This is a genomic window from Citrobacter sp. B72 (assembly GCF_016894305.1).
GTDB lineage: Bacteria > Pseudomonadota > Gammaproteobacteria > Enterobacterales > Enterobacteriaceae > Citrobacter > Citrobacter portucalensis.
This window is the reverse complement of record NZ_CP069801.1, coordinates 2,503,714-2,519,801: the sequence shown is the minus strand read 5'-3', so window position 1 is coordinate 2,519,801 and position 16,088 is coordinate 2,503,714. Positions and strand designations below refer to the sequence as shown.

The 16,088-nt window shown below is 53.8% G+C and carries 16 protein-coding genes; 11 read left to right on the top strand and 5 right to left on the bottom strand.

Annotation, left to right across the window (positions count from 1 at the left end; translation table 11 throughout):
* Window positions 1–29: 29 nt before the first annotated feature.
* The 4 genes from JQN59_RS12010 to hdeB form a co-directional block, all read right to left on the bottom strand.
* Entirely contained in the window at window positions 30–1,301 is a 1,272-nt protein-coding gene (locus tag JQN59_RS12010) for a type II toxin-antitoxin system HipA family toxin (RefSeq protein WP_048214195.1), read from the bottom strand.
* Window positions 1,294–1,608: a helix-turn-helix domain-containing protein gene (locus JQN59_RS12005; RefSeq protein ID WP_048214194.1), complete on the bottom strand. Its 315-nt coding sequence runs from the start codon at window positions 1,606–1,608 to the stop codon at window positions 1,294–1,296. Before JQN59_RS12005 ends, JQN59_RS12010 begins: the two co-directional genes overlap by 8 nt.
* 176 nt (window positions 1,609–1,784) lie before the next feature.
* Complete coding sequence (locus JQN59_RS12000; protein WP_149607231.1) at window positions 1,785–3,731, bottom strand: methyl-accepting chemotaxis protein; 1,947 nt, start codon at window positions 3,729–3,731, stop codon at window positions 1,785–1,787.
* Between the two features lie 155 nt (window positions 3,732–3,886).
* Window positions 3,887–4,216 (bottom strand): acid-activated periplasmic chaperone HdeB, encoded by a 330-nt coding sequence (gene hdeB, locus JQN59_RS11995; RefSeq protein WP_003019999.1) that lies wholly within the window; start codon window positions 4,214–4,216, stop codon window positions 3,887–3,889.
* A gap of 401 nt (window positions 4,217–4,617) precedes the next feature.
* Here hdeB and JQN59_RS11990 point away from each other — a divergent pair, with 401 nt between their 5' ends.
* From JQN59_RS11990 to JQN59_RS11960, 7 genes are read left to right on the top strand one after another with little or no spacing between them, the layout of a single operon-like run.
* Window positions 4,618–5,484, top strand: a complete 867-nt coding sequence (locus tag JQN59_RS11990; protein WP_048226494.1) for a MurR/RpiR family transcriptional regulator — start codon at window positions 4,618–4,620, stop codon at window positions 5,482–5,484.
* Between the two features lie 14 nt (window positions 5,485–5,498).
* Window positions 5,499–6,086 carry a D-alanyl-D-alanine dipeptidase gene (ddpX, locus tag JQN59_RS11985; protein ID WP_003832991.1) on the top strand — a complete coding sequence of 196 codons (588 nt, stop codon included), beginning with the start codon at window positions 5,499–5,501 and terminating at the stop codon, window positions 6,084–6,086.
* 15 nt (window positions 6,087–6,101) lie between these two features.
* On the top strand, window positions 6,102–7,664 hold the full coding sequence (locus tag JQN59_RS11980; RefSeq protein WP_048214191.1) for an ABC transporter substrate-binding protein: 1,563 nt from the start codon (window positions 6,102–6,104) through the stop codon (window positions 7,662–7,664).
* 44 nt (window positions 7,665–7,708) lie between these two features.
* On the top strand, window positions 7,709–8,731 hold the full coding sequence (locus tag JQN59_RS11975) for an ABC transporter permease (RefSeq protein ID WP_003020008.1): 1,023 nt from the start codon (window positions 7,709–7,711) through the stop codon (window positions 8,729–8,731).
* Window positions 8,728–9,624 carry a D,D-dipeptide ABC transporter permease gene (gene ddpC, locus JQN59_RS11970; protein WP_003832993.1) on the top strand — a complete coding sequence of 299 codons (897 nt, stop codon included), beginning with the start codon at window positions 8,728–8,730 and terminating at the stop codon, window positions 9,622–9,624. Before JQN59_RS11975 ends, ddpC begins: the two co-directional genes overlap by 4 nt.
* Window positions 9,621–10,607: an ABC transporter ATP-binding protein gene (locus tag JQN59_RS11965; RefSeq protein WP_048214188.1), complete on the top strand. Its 987-nt coding sequence runs from the start codon at window positions 9,621–9,623 to the stop codon at window positions 10,605–10,607. Before ddpC ends, JQN59_RS11965 begins: the two co-directional genes overlap by 4 nt.
* Window positions 10,600–11,535: an ABC transporter ATP-binding protein gene (locus JQN59_RS11960; protein WP_149607232.1), complete on the top strand. Its 936-nt coding sequence runs from the start codon at window positions 10,600–10,602 to the stop codon at window positions 11,533–11,535. Before JQN59_RS11965 ends, JQN59_RS11960 begins: the two co-directional genes overlap by 8 nt.
* Window positions 11,536–11,554: 19 nt before the next feature.
* On the opposite strand, the gene JQN59_RS11955 is transcribed toward JQN59_RS11960, so the two are convergent.
* Window positions 11,555–12,445 carry a LysR family transcriptional regulator gene (locus JQN59_RS11955; protein WP_003020016.1) on the bottom strand — a complete coding sequence of 297 codons (891 nt, stop codon included), beginning with the start codon at window positions 12,443–12,445 and terminating at the stop codon, window positions 11,555–11,557.
* Window positions 12,446–12,587: 142 nt separating this feature from the next.
* Between JQN59_RS11955 and JQN59_RS11950 the strand changes: the two genes are divergently transcribed.
* From JQN59_RS11950 to JQN59_RS11935, 4 genes are read left to right on the top strand one after another with little or no spacing between them, the layout of a single operon-like run.
* Window positions 12,588–13,295 carry a CoA transferase subunit A gene (locus tag JQN59_RS11950; RefSeq protein WP_003020020.1) on the top strand — a complete coding sequence of 236 codons (708 nt, stop codon included), beginning with the start codon at window positions 12,588–12,590 and terminating at the stop codon, window positions 13,293–13,295.
* Window position 13,296: 1 nt separating this feature from the next.
* Window positions 13,297–13,953, top strand: coding sequence for a CoA transferase subunit B (locus JQN59_RS11945; RefSeq protein WP_008784789.1), 657 nt, complete (start codon window positions 13,297–13,299; stop codon window positions 13,951–13,953).
* 10 nt (window positions 13,954–13,963) lie between these two features.
* Window positions 13,964–15,169, top strand: coding sequence for an acetyl-CoA C-acetyltransferase (locus tag JQN59_RS11940; RefSeq protein WP_008784790.1), 1,206 nt, complete (start codon window positions 13,964–13,966; stop codon window positions 15,167–15,169).
* Complete coding sequence (locus JQN59_RS11935; RefSeq protein ID WP_149607233.1) at window positions 15,159–16,082, top strand: 3-hydroxyacyl-CoA dehydrogenase family protein; 924 nt, start codon at window positions 15,159–15,161, stop codon at window positions 16,080–16,082. Before JQN59_RS11940 ends, JQN59_RS11935 begins: the two co-directional genes overlap by 11 nt.
* Window positions 16,083–16,088 lie beyond the last annotated feature (6 nt).

The following is a 16,088-nucleotide window of genomic DNA, read 5'->3' as shown; positions in this document are numbered from 1 at the left end:
CTTCGCTAAGTGTAGCGGCTGTATCTGCGTTACCGGGACATTAACCGACGGACATTATCATCAATTTGTTTCTGAATCGTCTTCAGCGTGGATTGCGTTATCTGATCGGGGTATTTGTCCCTGGCGATGGCGCTCAATGCCGTGGCAAAGTGACAGACTTTTTCGATTATGCCGTTCACATGGTCAGCAGATAACTCAGCTTCCTGAACGCCAAGCGACTGAAGGTGCTTTCTTTTGATATCCAGCGCCTCTCCCAGCACGTCCATTTGGTGATACCCGCCAGGCCCTTCGCACCAGGTGACATCGTAAGCCGGAGCCAGAGTCCAGTCTCCATCGGATGACATTAAATAGGCAAAATTCTTCGGATGATCGTCGCGGTTGTTAAATGCCACGTTGAAAACCACGCGTTCGAACGCTTTTGCCTTTTCTCTGACATCATTGGTACAAATCTGCGTGGCGCGCAGAAAATCCCGGTAGTCTAAAGCGCCGGGTATCTGGTAATTTGCCCCGGTAAGTGCCGCCAGGCTCTGCATAGGAATACGTATCGACTGGTCACGGTCGAAACGGCGAGTGGCAAATGCCGCCTGTCCGCCGGGCAGATTGAAATACGCCGTATCAGGCGTGGTGATCCCACATTGGCGCAAGCATTCAGCATAAACCGCTTCGATGGCACATACCTCAGCATGCTCATGCCTGGCGGGAAATTTAATCAGCCAGCTTTCGCTCCCGGGTAGCGGCGCCGTGGTGAATTTAGACGTGACAGTGTCACGATAAAGTAACGCCTTAGGCCTTGCTCCCTGTGGCGAACCGCCCATCTGGAGTAGTTTTTGCAAGAATTCCCCGCCTTCGCCGCTCAGGACTTCCTGAACCTCAGCGGCCAGTTGTGCGAGAGGAACATCCTCTTTTGACAGCGTCTCGGAATCTGACTGAACGGGCTGGAATGTCATGGCGCCCATCGCGTTGTTGCCGACCCAGGTTAAGCGCTCCAATGGACCAATGCGTGCTGCGTTGAGCCCGCGGCGTTTAAATAGTCGGTCCATCAACAGCATACCCCAGCCGTCAGGTAGCGAATCATAGACTGGCCCAGGTAATCCCAGCTGATGAGCCGGGAAATCCCTGCGTAAACGGGGACCGTTCAGCGGTAACATCAGTCGGGACAGTTCCAGCCCCTTACGTAAGGCCTCTTCACTGTATTCAAAGGCGATCAACGGACGTCCGGTCAGGGCTGTGGAAGACACCAGTTTGCCCCACAGCCATTTCTCACCCCAGCCTTCATAGAAGACATCAACTTGCTCAGGCATCAGAATTTTTCCTTTTGATCCGCTGACGTGCCGCGCTCTTTTCGTAACGCAAAATATCATCCAGACTATCAATCCTGGGTTTGAATAACCCCTCCAGCGCATCGCCATAGCCTAACACCATCGCGACTTTGACCAGATTCTCAAATCCTACATTCTTACCGGTTTCCAGATTTGAAACGGTATTCACACCGACACCTGAACGCGCGGCAACATCAGCTTGCGTCATTTGCTGCGCGAGTCGTTCTTTACGCAATCTGTCGCAAAGCAGTTTGACGATATCAGCTGCAGTATTTAGCGTTAAATCCATAATATTGGCTCTTATTGGGATAAAAACGACTTTACACACAATATTATAGAGTTAAGTGGGGAATGATTCAAAGTATAATAAGACACAATAAAAAGGAGTTAAACCGGAAAATCTTGCTTAAGGACCATTATACTGGAGTTATCCGGGCACATTGTCTGTACCCGGATATGGTGTGGTTATCCGGCAACGCCAGGCTCAGGTAACCTGAAGGAAGAGACCAGCAACGCCAGTTGTTCCGCCTCCTCTTTCAGCGCCTGCGTCCGTGCTGCGGCATCATCAATTAATGAGGCGTTTTGCTGAACGGTGCTGTCCATTTCGGTAACGGCCAGCGTAACTTCGGAAACGCCCTTACGTTGTTCTTCACCCGCAACGCGTATTTCCCCCATCAACTGGCGCACCTGACGCACATTGTTGACCAGTTCTCCCAGACGCTCACCGGCATTGTGAATTTGCTGACTTCCGCTACCAACATGAGAAACGGATTCATCAATCAATGTTTTAATTTCCTGCGCGGCGGTGGCACTGCGCTGAGCCAGCGTGCGCACTTCGGAGGCCACGACGGCAAACCCTCTGCCTGCATCGCCCGCTCTGGCGGCTTCAACCGCGGCATTCAGGGCGAGAATATTGGTCTGGAACGCAATGCTGTCGATGACCGCGACAATTTCCACCATTCTGCCGGATGAGGCGCTGACGTTATCCATCGTAGAGATAACGCCCTGCATCACATCGCCGCAGCGGTTGGCCGTTTGCGCGGTGCTATCGGATAGCTCATCCGCCAGTTGTGTATTGCTGGCGTTTTGATGAACGGTCGCATTTAGCTGTTCCATAGCCGCCGAACTCTCTTCCAGCGCAGCGGCCTGCTGCGTTACGCGAGATGAAAGCTCCATATTACTGTCAGCCAGGCTAACGGCGTTATTCGCTACCACTGTGCTACTGCTTCTGACGGTGATCAGGATGGCCGAGATTTTATCGACGAACAGGTTAAACGCCTCGGCGATAGCCGAAATCTCGTCTTTGCCACGAACATCCAGACGACGGGTAAGATCGCCTTCTCCCTGCGCGATATCATCAAGTGCCTGACGGGTATCATCAAGACGTGAAATCAGTCGACGAACCACCAGCCATGATCCCACCAGCAACAGCGTCATGATAGGGATCAATACTTCCAGAACGTCCTGCATCATCACTTTGGCAAGACCGACAATACGAGATTCCGGGGTTGCAAGTCCTACGACCCAGCCGGTATCTGGCATCGGGAACAGCATTACCTGTGACGCGGTATTCAGGACGTTGTCGTTTGCCAGCGTGATAGTCTTCACCCCATCTGTCGGGCGCAAAGATTTCAGACCGTTTTGCACCGGGATAAGCCACTGCGCGCTTTGCGCCAAATCGTTAATGGTTTTATATTTTGCCAGGTCGGCCTGCGGGAAATAGAGAATTTGTCCCTGCTTGTCTACCACAAATGCGTAACCACCGGTGCTGTTTCCCTGCTGCTGCATGAAAGTGGCGACGTTATCCAGACGGATATCGGTGGTAGCGACACCGGCAAACTTGCCCGCCTGTTGATAAGGCACGCTGCATGTCACCATGTTGACGCCTGAACTGGCATCCCGGTAAACGTCAGACCATAAACAGCTGTTTTGTGAATGGTCTTTGGCCAGTTGATACCAGCTTTCATTGTGGTATCCACTCGATCCTTCGACGTTATAATCATTGGAATACACCAGCTTTCCTTCAGCATTACGCGCCCAGAAAAAGCTTCTTTTCTCCACACCTGGGGTGAAGGCGTCTGGTTCTGGCCAGATGCCGCCGCCGGTAATAATCGAGTCTTTACCTTCACCAATAAGATGCGGAACGACGCTTTGATACAGTGATTCATCGTTAGGCAACACTTCAGCCAGTCGCGACAGGCTGACGGTCTCACCTTCAATTCGGGACAATACGGTACTCAACTGACGGGTTAAACCTTGCCCTGTTTCTTCGATCAGGGCGGTGTTGATTTCAACGACGCGCGGCTGACCGCGCCAGAGCATAATCACCACGATAACAAGGGTCGTTACTGCAAGCAGCAGAATGCCGCCGATGGTTAAACGCGTTGAAATACGAGTAGGATACCAGGCCATACAAACTCCTTCTGCAAAAGGCTAACTTTTATCCAGTATCGGCACAGGCGTTTATATCTTTATAAAGTTTTCTTAAGTATTGCAAAACAAATAAGTGACAGCGTCACAAATAACAAAACCCAGCACTTTGGCTGGGTTTTAATAACGGTTAAATCTTATTTAGATAATTCTTTTTTGATTTCGTCTTTTATTTTACTTAATTCACTCTGCGGATGCTTCTTACAAAGTTCGACGGTCAGAGGAACTGCGGTCGTAACGGTTTCGTTATAGTCGACGTAGTCACCACCTTTGAAGTCTTCGTCTTCATTGAGCACCCAGAAGGCCACCGGAGCCATAGTTTGTGGGTTCAAATCAATAAACTCCTGGCAGTTCATGCCTTTTGGAGTCACTTCAGTTTTAGCGTTATCTGTTGCTGCATTGACGCTGACACTGGTTAACAGCGCTGCGACCAGAATACCTGCTGTAGAAAGGGAGAATTTATTCATTGTAGTACTCCATTTATAATATAAATAATATCTACACTTGCGCTTAACACCGTTAATGTAGCTCGCGAAAAATAATACCCCTACAGTCATAAGAATAAAGATTGCTGTTATTGATATGGCTGAAATTTATATTTCCCATTACTGATTCTTATGTCTGAGGGATAAATGTTGCCCACAATGTGATCGTTCCGACGAAATCAGCAGATTCATACCCTGCCTCCTCTGCCGTTGCACCAAAACTGAACTACGCTGCACAAATGTTGATCATTGGTTAATAAATATCGGTTTATTTTTAACAAAAACAGCCGACGTGCCGCTGTTACTGACATGGCACGCGTCCTGCATTGTTAATTCGCTAACAGAGATACGGAATCTGACAGACAACTAACAGCGAGAAGGTAATGACAGCCAAACCAGAGTTATTTACCCGCATAGAGCAAACCTTTAGCCAGCTAACGCCCAGCGAAAAGCGCGTGGCCGGGTGGCTGTTAGCCCATGCTGTGCAGATCCCATTTGAAACCGCGGATGGCATCGCCAAAGCAACCGGAACCAGTGGCATTACCGTCGGACGTTATCTGCGTAAACTGGGCTTTCGTAACCTGGAGGATGCCAAAGCCAGTCTGCGTGAGCTTCCCGTTGTTCCGTATCAGCCCTGGGGAATGAATGAACGACTGGACTCCTGGCACCAGCAACAAAGCCTGCCGGATCGGGCACAGCAGTCGCTGTTGCTGGAGATCGACGCTATTACCCACGTCTACCAGCTCGCACAAGGCGAAACGTTTTTACGCATTGCACAGCAGTTGGCGCATGCGGAAGCCGTGTACATCCTCGGGATCCAGTCCACCCGCGGGATCGCCAACGCCTTTTTTAGTCACCTGGAATACCTGCGACCTAAAGTCAGCTACTCCGAAGGCCTGTCCGGCAGTTGGGTTGAGTCGCTGAACTCGGGATTCAGCCAGCCTTACGTGGTTATTACCGATATGCGCGCCTACTCCGCTATTTCGCGACAATATTGCCGTGTCGCCACAGAGCGCTGCATTCCGCTGGCGCTCATTACCGATGTGTGGTGCCCATGGGCCAGGGATTATTCCATTGATTTACTTCAGGTAAAAACTGACACCGGACATTTCTGGGACTCACTGGCACCGGTGAGCTGTCTGTTCAACTTATTACTTTCTGCGGTGGTAGCGCAACTGGGTGACACCCTCGCAGGACGCCTGCAAACCAATCGCCAGTTACAACAACAATTTGGTCAATTCGAACAATAAACAGGAAACGTGCTATGTCAGAACTCCCAGAACTGGTCGATCTGTCGGTGATATTTCCGTCGCTGCATATCGATCTTAAATACGCTACTGCCGACAACATTACCGGCGCACCAATCTACCGGGAAGCGCGTTGTCTGTTGCACACTGAGGCGGTTACCGCGCTGGCTAAAAGCATCAGTATTGCGCAACTGGCCGGCCTGCAGCTTGTGGTGTACGACGCGTATCGCCCCCAGCAGGCGCAGGCGATACTGTGGAATGCCTGTCCCGACCCGCAGTATGTTGTCGATGTCGCGATTGGTTCCAATCACAGTCGGGGTACGGCCATTGACGTCACGTTGATGGACGATCGCGGCCATCTCCTTGATATGGGGGCCGGTTTTGATGAAATGCACGACCGTTCCCACGCCTGGCACCCGTCTGTACCTCCGGCAGCGCAGCGTAACCGCCTGCTGCTCAATGCCATTATGTTTGGCGGTGGTTTTGTCGGTATTAACAGTGAATGGTGGCATTTTGAATTACCTGATGCCGCCCGTTACCCGCTGCTTGACGATCAAATAGATTGTTACACTGTCACGCCCATAACAACACAACATCCCCTTTAATTCTGGAGCCTGGTTATGAAGACTACACCTGCGTTAAACACGTTTTTCCGCCCCGCTCTGATAGCCGTTGCGTTAGCATTTGCCCTGCCCGCCGCACAGGCTGCCGTTCCCAAAGATATGTTGGTGATTGGTAAAGCCGCCGATCCGCAGACGCTCGACCCCGCCGTGACCATCGATAACAATGACTGGACGGTCACCTATCCCTCCTACCAGCGGTTGGTTCAATACAAAACCGACGGAGGCAAAGGCTCCACGGAAGTTGAAGGTGATTTAGCCAGCGGCTGGAAAGCCTCTGACGATCAGAAAGAGTGGACGTTTACCCTGAAAAACGATGCCAAATTCGCCGACGGAACGCCGGTAACGGCAGATGCGGTAAAGCAATCCTTTGAACGTTTGCTCAAGATTGGTCAGGGACCTGCGGAGGCTTTCCCAAAAGATCTGAAGGTCGACGTCATTGATAACAACACGGTGAAATTTACCCTCAGCCAGCCGTTTGCCCCGTTTCTGTATACGCTGGCAAATGACGGTGCCTCAATCATTAACCCGGCCATCTTAAAAGAGCATGCCGCAGACGATGCCCGCGGATTCCTGGCGCAGAACACGGCTGGATCTGGTCCCTTCATGCTGAAGAGCTGGCAAAAGGGACAACAACTGGTGCTGGTGCCTAACCCGCATTATCCCGGTACAAAACCGACATTTAAGCGTGTCTCAGTCAAAATCATTGGTGAAAGCGCCTCCCGTCGCCTGCAATTGTCGCGTGGCGATATCGACATTGCCGATGCGCTGCCTGTTGACCAGCTTGCCGCTTTGAAACAGGAAGGCAAAGTGAACGTGGCGGATTATCCCTCGCTGCGCGTGACCTATCTGTATCTCAACAACAGTAAAGCCCCGCTCAATCAGGTGGATTTACGCCGTGCCATCTCGTGGGCCACTGATTATAAAGGCATGGTTAACGGGATCCTGAGCGGCAATGGAAAGCAAATGCGTGGCCCGATCCCTGAAGGCATGTGGGGTTTTGACGATAAGGCCATGCAGTACAGCTTCGATGAAGCCAAAGCCAAAGCCGCGTGGGACAAAGTTGCTAGCAAACCTGAAAGCCTGAGCTTCCTGTACTCTGATAATGACCCTAACTGGGAACCTATCGCGCTCGCCACCCAGGCAAGCCTTGGCAAACTGGGTATTAAGGTGAAACTGGAAAAACTGGCAAACGCCACCATGCGCGACCGCGTGGGCAAAGGCGATTACGACATTGCCATTGGCAACTGGAGTCCGGATTTTGCCGACCCGTACATGTTTATGAACTACTGGTTTGAGTCAGATAAGAAGGGTTTGCCCGGTAACCGTTCGTTCTATGAAAACGGTGAGGTCGATAAGCTGCTGCGCAGCGCGCTGGCCACAACCGATCAGGTGGCCAGAACCAATGACTACCAGCAGGCGCAAACCATCGTGATTGATGAAGCAGCCTACGTCTATTTATTCCAGAAAAACTATCAGCTGGCGATGAATAAAGACGTCAAAGGATTTGTATTCAACCCCATGCTGGAACAGGTCTTCAATATCTCCACCATGAGTAAATAAGCCACGTTTATGCGGAGCCGCTCTGGCTCCGCAAGGGGAAGCTAATGACGTTCTGGAGTATTTTACGCCAGCGATGCTGGGGACTTATTCTGGTGGTTATCGGTGTTTGCGTAATCACCTTTATTATTTCACACCTGATACCTGGCGACCCCGCGCGGCTGCTGGCGGGTGACCGTGCCAGCGATGAAATTGTCGAAAATATTCGCCAACAGTTGGGGCTGAATCAACCGCTGTATGTCCAGTTTTTTCGCTATGTCAGCGATATTTTTCACGGCGATTTAGGCACTTCCATTCGCACCGGACGTCCGGTACTGGATGAGCTGCGCATTTTCTTCCCCGCGACCCTTGAATTGGCTTTCTGCTCTTTGTTGCTGGCGCTGGTGATAGGTATCCCGCTGGGTATTTTATCTGCGGTCTGGCGTAACCGCTGGCTTGATCACCTTGTTCGGCTAATGGCAATTACCGGTATCTCCACGCCTGCATTCTGGCTGGGGCTGGGGGTTATCGTGCTGTTTTACGGTCATCTGCAAATTTTACCCGGCGGTGGGCGTTTAGACGACTGGCTGGATCCACCTGCTCACGTCACCGGTTTCTACCTGATTGATGCTCTGCTGGAAGGCAACGGCGAAGTCTTTTTCAATGCGCTTCAGCACCTGATTTTGCCATCGCTGACATTGGCTTTTGTACATCTTGGGATCGTTGCTCGTCAGATTCGTTCCGCCATGCTGGAGCAACTGAGTGAAGATTACATACGTACCGCCCGCGCCAGCGGGCTCCCGGGCTGGTACATCGTGCTGTGCTATGCATTGCCTAACGCACTTATCCCATCAATCACCGTCCTCGGCCTGGCGCTGGGCGATCTGCTCTACGGTGCGGTTTTGACCGAAACGGTCTTTGCCTGGCCTGGCATGGGTGCCTGGGTGGTGACCTCAATTCAGGCACTCGACTTCCCGGCGGTAATGGGATTTGCGGTGGTGGTCTCGTTCGCCTATGTGCTGGTCAACCTGGTGGTGGATTTACTTTATCTGTGGGTAGACCCTCGAATTGGACGTGGAGGTGCTGAATGATGCTCACACAAGAAACACCGACTGCCCCTCAGACAGCACGCCGCCGCACGGACTGGGCCAAACTGTTCTGGATGATGAAAAGTAGCCCGCTGACGCTGGTTGGCGGGGTCATCATCGTATTGATACTGCTGCTGATGGTGCTGTCGCCGTGGATAACACCCCACGATCCGAATGCCATCAATTTGAGTGCGCGCCTGCTGCCCCCGTCAGCCGCTCACTGGTTTGGAACCGATGAAGTCGGTCGCGATCTGTTCAGCCGCGTTCTGGTAGGAAGTCAGCAATCTGTCGTTGCGGGTCTGGTGGTAGTGGGCATCGCCGGGGGATTGGGCTCACTGTTGGGTTGCTTGTCGGGTGTCATGGGCGGGCGTGCCGACGCGATAATTATGCGGATGATGGACATTATGCTGTCCATTCCTTCGCTGGTGCTGACGATGGCGTTGGCCGCCGCGTTGGGCCCCAGCCTGTTTAACGCCATGCTGGCGATTGCAATCGTCCGTATCCCATTCTATGTACGCCTCGCCCGCGGTCAGACGTTAGTGGTGCGCCAGTTTACTTATGTACAGGCTGCCCGGACCTACGGCGCTTCACGCTGGCATCTGATTAGCTGGCACATTTTACGCAATTCTCTGCCGCCGCTCATTGTTCAGGCGTCGCTGGATATCGGCAGTGCGATCCTGATGGCCGCCACGCTCGGGTTTATCGGTCTGGGCGCGCAGCAGCCCAGCGCTGAATGGGGCGCGATGGTCGCAATTGGCCGCAATTACGTGCTTGATCAGTGGTGGTATTGCGCTTTCCCCGGCGCCGCCATTCTGATTACCGCCGTGGGCTTTAATCTCTTTGGCGATGGTATTCGCGATCTGCTGGATCCGAAAGCCGGAGGAAAACAGTCATGACACAACCCGTACTGGAAATCGAAGATTTGCATCTGAGTTTCCCCGGCTATCAAGCTGATGTGCATGCGCTGAACCATGTATCGCTGCATATCAACCGCGGAGAAATCGTTGGCGTGGTGGGTGAATCCGGTTCCGGTAAGTCCGTGACCGCCATGCTCACCATGCGTCTGCTACCGGAGGGAAGCTATCGTATTCACCAGGGACGCGTTTCGCTGCTGGGTGAAGATGTGCTCAACGCCAGTGAGAAACAAATGCGCCAATGGCGTGGCGCACGTGTCGCGATGATCTTTCAGGAGCCCATGACGGCACTGAATCCGACCCGGCGCATCGGCCAGCAAATGGTGGAGGTGATCCGCCATCATCAGGCGTTAAGCCGCACGGATGCCCGCCAGAAAGCCGTCGCTCTACTGGAAGAGATGCAAATTCCGGACGCGCCGGAGGTCATGAAACGTTTTCCGTTTGAGCTTTCAGGCGGGATGCGCCAACGCGTGATGATTGCGCTGGCCTTTTCGTGCGAGCCGGAGCTTATCATTGCCGATGAACCGACCACCGCACTGGACGTCACGGTGCAACTGCAGGTGCTGCGTTTGCTGAAGTTAAAAGCACGCGCCAGCGGAACAGCGGTGTTATTTATCAGCCATGATATGGCGGTGGTTTCACAGTTATGCGACCGGTTGTACGTCATGTATGCCGGGAGCGTGATTGAGAGTGGCCCGACGCAAACCGTTATTCAACGCCCGACGCACCCCTATTCCATCGGCTTGCTGAAATGTGCACCGGAACACGGCGAACCGCGCACATTGCTGCCCGCCATTCCCGGCACCGTGCCGAACCTAACCTGCTTACCTGCCGGATGCGCGTTTCGCGACCGCTGCTTTGCCGCTGGTCCTCGTTGTGAAGAAACGCCGGTGTTAAGTAGTCAGGGAGGTGCAGATCAACAATCTGCCTGCTGGTATCCGCAACTGGAGACAACACATGTCTGATTTTTTACTGGCGCTGCAGGATGTACATGTCAACTTTCCTGCGCGTAAAAACTGGCTTGGCAAGGTTACGGAACGGGTGCATGCGCTCAACGGTCTGGATTTACAGATTCGCCAGGGTGAAACGCTGGGGATTGTTGGCGAATCCGGCTGTGGAAAAAGTACGCTGGCGCAACTGTTGATGGGCATGTTGAAACCCAGTCAGGGAAGCTATTCTCGCCGTGGTGATAAGCAGCATAACGGTATGCAAATGGTCTTTCAGGACCCGCTTTCATCACTGGATCCGCGCTTACCGGTGTGGCGGATAATTACCGAACCGGTGTGGATCCAAAAACGGAGCCCGGAGCGTGAACGACGCTTGCTTGCCGAGGATTTGGCACGACAGGTGGGGATTCGTCCTGAATATCTCGACCGCTTGCCGCACGCGTTTTCCGGTGGACAGCGCCAACGTATTGCTATTGCCCGGGCGCTATCGTCAGAGCCGGATGTTATCGTCCTCGATGAGCCCACTTCAGCGCTGGATATCTCCGTGCAGGCGCAAATTCTCAACCTGCTGGTGTCGCTACAGGCGCGCAGAAACCTGACCTACGTATTGATATCGCATAACGTGTCGGTGGTCCGCCATATGAGCGACCGTGTGGCGGTGATGTACCTCGGGCAAATTGTTGAGCTGGGTGATGCCCAACAGGTTCTCACTCACCCCGCCCATCCGTACACACGATTATTACTGGACTCGGTCCCTAAAACGGGCGCACCGCTGGCGGAAGATTTGGTGTTACGTAAAACCGAGCTACCGGGAAACCGAACGTTGCCCCAGGGCTGCTTTTTCCGTGACAGATGTCCATTGGCAACCCAAGGTTGTGAGAAGAAACAGGCATTGCTGAAGAGTGATACCGGATGTGACGTTCGCTGCTGGCGGGCGGTTACATGACCTGAGCCGTTGAGAAAAGTCAGGTGCGATACGCCTTTTTCAGTGAATCCACCAGCACCTCGGAAGCGGTAGATAATTTATGATGCGCCGAACGCAAAACCCCGATCCGACGCTGGATCACCGGCGTATCCAGATCGATACAGGTTGCGCCTAACTCTGTCATTTGCGTGCGGCATAGTGCAGGTACGGCGCTACCGCCCAGACCGTTAGCCACCAGACGGCCAACGGTCACCAGTTGGTGGCTCTCCAGCGCTACTTCCAGCGTATGTCCGCTTTGCACCAGTTGTTCTTCCAGCATCAGCCGCACGGCGGACGGGCGTTGCAGGGTGATAAAATCCAGCGTCAGCAGTTCGCGCCACGCAATACGATCCCTGTCTGCCAGCCGACAGGTTGGCGGCACAATTGCGATAAAACGATCCACGCCGAGCGGCGTGAAATGCAGATGTCCCGAATAGTCCGGCTCGAAGGCTATGCCCATCTCGACCCGGCCTTCACTGACCATTTCAATCACGTGTTCATTGATCACATCGTGAACCGTTACGTTGATACCGGAATAAGAATCACGAAATGTTTTCAGTACCGATGGCAGGACGTTAGCGGCAAATGAGGGCATGGCGGCGATCGATATTTTACCGCGCTGCAGCGTAAAGCGCTGGCGCATGGCTTCTTCCGTATTCTCCCAGTCCGCCAGCAGCTGTCGCCCCATATTCAGCAGCGTTTCTCCCTCCTGCGTCAGGGTCACTTTGCGAGTTGTTCTTAACAGTAACGCCCCGCCCAGCGAATCTTCCAGTCCTTTAATCGCCAGGCTTAACGCGGGTTGCGACATATTCAGTCTTTCGCTGGCATGAGCAAAATTCAGAGTGTGAGCTACCGCTAAAAACGCGCGTAACTGTTTGATGCTCATTCCCATTTCGCATTCCTTTAACTTGTTGAATACCTTTAATTAACATTAAATTGATAAAAAAACCCAATGAGTGAGTCACAAATTTAAAATTAACAAATCATTTTTCACCCCCAATGATGTCGGCAAGGACAACTGGGGAGGCAAGTGTATGGCTGGACTGGATAAACGTGTTGCCACTTATCAAGAGGCGCTGGAAGGGCTGACCGACAACATGACGCTGCTGGCGGGCGGTTTTGGTTTATGTGGGATCCCTGAAAACCTGATTACCGAAGTACGCCGTCGTGAGGTTCAGGGACTTACCGTTGTATCAAACAACTGTGGCGTGGATGGCTTTGGCCTTGGCGTGCTGCTGGAAACGCGTCAGGTGCGCAAAGTGGTCGCGTCCTATGTGGGGGAAAACGCCCTGTTTGAGAAACAGGTGCTTAGCGGCGAACTGGAAGCCATCCTGACGCCACAGGGTACGCTGGCAGAGCAGTTGCGCGCGGGCGGCGCGGGGATCCCGGCATTTTTTACCGCGACCGGATATGGAACCCCCGTGGCGGAAGGGAAAGAGGTTCGCGAGTTTGCCGGACGCCCTTACATCCTTGAGCAGGCGATAACCGGTGATTTTGCGTTGGTTAAAGGCTGGAAAGCCGACTGGTACGGCAACGTCATCTATCGCCACACCGCACAGAATTTTAATCCGCTGATGGCCGCCGCCGGGCGCATTACCGTCGTGGAAGTCGAAGAAATTGTCCCTCCCGGAGAACTGGACCCTGCTGCGATTCACACTCCCGGAATTTTCGTTAACCGCATTATTCAGGGGCAGTTTGAAAAACGTATTGAACAACGCACCCTGCGCCAGAAAGGAGCCTGACATGTTAACGCGTGAACAAATGGCGATGCGCGTCGCCCGCGAGCTGCGCGACGGATATTACGTCAACCTTGGGATCGGCATTCCCACGCTGGTGGCAAATTACATCCCTGATGGCATGGATGTGATGCTGCAATCAGAAAACGGTTTGCTGGGTATGGGCCCGTTTCCCACAGAAGACGAAATTGATGCCGACATGATCAACGCCGGGAAACAGACTGTGACGGCGCGCAAAGGCGCGGCGATTTTCGACTCGGCGCAATCCTTCGCCATGATCCGCGGCGGCCACGTTGATCTGACGGTGCTCGGTGCGTTTGAAGTCGATGTTAACGGCAATATCGCCTCATGGATGATCCCCGGAAAAATGGTGAAAGGCATGGGCGGCGCGATGGATCTGGTTGCCGGAGCCGACAATATCATTGTGGTAATGACCCATGCTTCCAAAAGCGGTGAGTCCAAACTGCTTCCCGCCTGCACCCTGCCGCTGACCGGCGTGGCCTGCATCAAACGTGTGCTTACCGACCTGGCTCTGCTGGAAATTACCGACGGTGCGTTCATTCTGCGTGAACGCGCACCGGGCATTAGCGTGGATGAGATTGTCGCCAGAACAGCAGGCAAGCTGATCGTTCCCGAAACTGTCCCCGAAATGCACTTTAGCTGAGGAGCTGACCATGCAGGATGTTGTCATTGTCGCGGCAACGCGCACCCCGATTGGCAGTTTTCATGGCGCGCTGGCACCACTTTCCGCGGTTGAGCTTGGTTCAGTGGTGATCCGTTCGCTGCTGGAAAAAACGGCTGTGGCGCCTGAGCAAATTGATGAGGTGATTTTAGGTCAGGTTCTGACTGCGGGCTGCGGTCAGAATCCGGCCAGACAAACGGCGTTACGGGCAGGACTGCCGGTCACCACGCCCGCGTTAACCATCAACTTGGTGTGTGGTTCGGGTCTGAAGGCGGTGCATCAGGCGGTACAGGCGATTCGCTGTGGCGATGCGCAAATCGTGATTGCCGGGGGCCAGGAGAGCATGAGCAATGCGCCCTATTATCTCGACGGCGCGCGGGCCGGTCTGCGGTTGGGTCATGCCAGTATGAAAGACAGCGTGGTGCATGACGGCCTGTGGGATGCGTTCAACGACTATCACATGGGTATTACTGCCGAAAATCTGGCGGATAAGTTCGTAATCAGTCGTGAGCAGCAGGACGCTTTTGCCCTGCACTCCCAGCAAAAAGCTGCCGCCGCCATTGAAGCGGGTCGTTTTAACGCGGAAATCACGCCGGTCAGCGTCCCACAGGGCAAAAAGCCGCCACGTGTGGTGGACCGTGACGAACAACCTCGCCCGGATACTCAGGCCGACAAGCTGGCGCAACTTAAACCGGCGTTTCGTCCGGGTAACGGCACGGTGACCGCCGGAAATGCATCATCCATCAATGATGGTGCCGCCGCGGTGATGTTGATGAGCGCCGCCAAAGCGGCGGAACTCAATCTGCCAGTGCTTGCCCAGGTGGCGGGCTACGCGGTTTCTGGCGTCGATCCCGCCATTATGGGCATTGGGCCGGTAGAAGCGTCACTCCAGTGCCTGAAGCGTGCTGGCTGGACGCTAAATGACGTGGATCTTATCGAAGCCAACGAAGCCTTTGCTGCGCAAGCGCTGGCGGTTGGCGAATCCCTGAACTGGGACAGCAACCGGGTAAACGTGAACGGCGGTGCGATTGCGCTGGGGCACCCGATTGGCGCATCAGGTTGCCGAATTCTGGTAACGCTGCTGCATGAAATGGCGCGTAGCAACGCAGCCAAAGGATTGGCCACGCTGTGCGTAGGTGGTGGTCAGGGGGTGGCGCTGGCGGTAGAACGTCCGCAGGGGGTAGCTCATGCAAAGTAAGCCTATCTGCATTCTGGGCGCGGGGTTAATGGGTGTCGGCATTGCTACCCACTTCGCCCGTTTTGGTTACGATGTCTGGTTATACGATACCGATAGCAGCCGAATTGCAGAAATAAGCGGAGTTGCTGGCGGTATCCTGGATGAGCTGATTGTCACTGATCAATTTGCAATTGGTGAAAAAGCGACGGTCGTGGCTCGCCTGCACGGCACAACCTCGCTACAGGATATTGCCGCATGCCGGTTACTGATTGAAGCGATCCCGGAGCGGCTCGAACTCAAACACGCACTGTATGCGCAACTGGAAGAGCTGATCGCGCCGGAGGCCGTTATTGCCAGTAATACCAGCGGCCTGCCGCCGGATGCGCTGGCAGAAAAACTCACCCATCCCGAACGGTTGCTGATCGCCCATTTCTGGCACCCGCCACATTTTATTCCGCTGGTCGAAATTGTACCTGGCACCGCAACGAAGCCGGAATATCTCCATGAATTGCAACAACAACTGATCGCGATGCAACTTGAGGCGGTGGTGCTCGACCGCGCCGCTCCAGGGTTTGTTGGCAATCGACTGCAGTTTGCCCTGCTGCGCGAAGCGCTACATATCGTTAAAAGCAGCATCGCCAGCGCAGAAGTGGTTGATCAGGTGATGCGCGCCTCGCTCGGACGTCGCTATGCAATGGTCGGTCCGCTGGAGGCTGCTGATATGACCGGACTTTCTACGGTGCAGGACATTTGTCGGCATCTGCTTCCGGAACTGGCAACAGGCAGCGACATGATGTCGCTGGTCGCTGACAAGGTTGCCAACGGTGATACCGGGTTGCGCAGCGGCCAGGGATTTTATCGCTGGGATGATTCGCGCAAGGAATACATCCAGCAACGCAGGGAGCATCAACTGCGCTTTGCCCTGAAACCGTAACTTCTC

Bases quoted from the DNA above. Each gene is read 5' to 3' on its own strand.
- JQN59_RS12010 (WP_048214195.1), bottom strand. From the start codon at position 1,301: ATGCCTGAGCAAGTTGATGTCTTCTATGAAGGCTGGGGTGAGAAATGG.
- JQN59_RS12005 (WP_048214194.1), bottom strand. From the start codon at position 1,608: ATGGATTTAACGCTAAATACTGCAGCTGATATCGTCAAACTGCTTTGC.
- JQN59_RS12000 (WP_149607231.1), bottom strand. From the start codon at position 3,731: ATGGCCTGGTATCCTACTCGTATTTCAACGCGTTTAACCATCGGCGGC.
- hdeB (WP_003019999.1), bottom strand. From the start codon at position 4,216: ATGAATAAATTCTCCCTTTCTACAGCAGGTATTCTGGTCGCAGCGCTG.
- JQN59_RS11990 (WP_048226494.1), top strand. From the start codon at position 4,618: ATGACAGCCAAACCAGAGTTATTTACCCGCATAGAGCAAACCTTTAGC.
- ddpX (WP_003832991.1), top strand. From the start codon at position 5,499: ATGTCAGAACTCCCAGAACTGGTCGATCTGTCGGTGATATTTCCGTCG.
- JQN59_RS11980 (WP_048214191.1), top strand. From the start codon at position 6,102: ATGAAGACTACACCTGCGTTAAACACGTTTTTCCGCCCCGCTCTGATA.
- JQN59_RS11975 (WP_003020008.1), top strand. From the start codon at position 7,709: ATGACGTTCTGGAGTATTTTACGCCAGCGATGCTGGGGACTTATTCTG.
- ddpC (WP_003832993.1), top strand. From the start codon at position 8,728: ATGATGCTCACACAAGAAACACCGACTGCCCCTCAGACAGCACGCCGC.
- JQN59_RS11965 (WP_048214188.1), top strand. From the start codon at position 9,621: ATGACACAACCCGTACTGGAAATCGAAGATTTGCATCTGAGTTTCCCC.
- JQN59_RS11960 (WP_149607232.1), top strand. From the start codon at position 10,600: ATGTCTGATTTTTTACTGGCGCTGCAGGATGTACATGTCAACTTTCCT.
- JQN59_RS11955 (WP_003020016.1), bottom strand. From the start codon at position 12,445: ATGGGAATGAGCATCAAACAGTTACGCGCGTTTTTAGCGGTAGCTCAC.
- JQN59_RS11950 (WP_003020020.1), top strand. From the start codon at position 12,588: ATGGCTGGACTGGATAAACGTGTTGCCACTTATCAAGAGGCGCTGGAA.
- JQN59_RS11945 (WP_008784789.1), top strand. From the start codon at position 13,297: ATGTTAACGCGTGAACAAATGGCGATGCGCGTCGCCCGCGAGCTGCGC.
- JQN59_RS11940 (WP_008784790.1), top strand. From the start codon at position 13,964: ATGCAGGATGTTGTCATTGTCGCGGCAACGCGCACCCCGATTGGCAGT.
- JQN59_RS11935 (WP_149607233.1), top strand. From the start codon at position 15,159: ATGCAAAGTAAGCCTATCTGCATTCTGGGCGCGGGGTTAATGGGTGTC.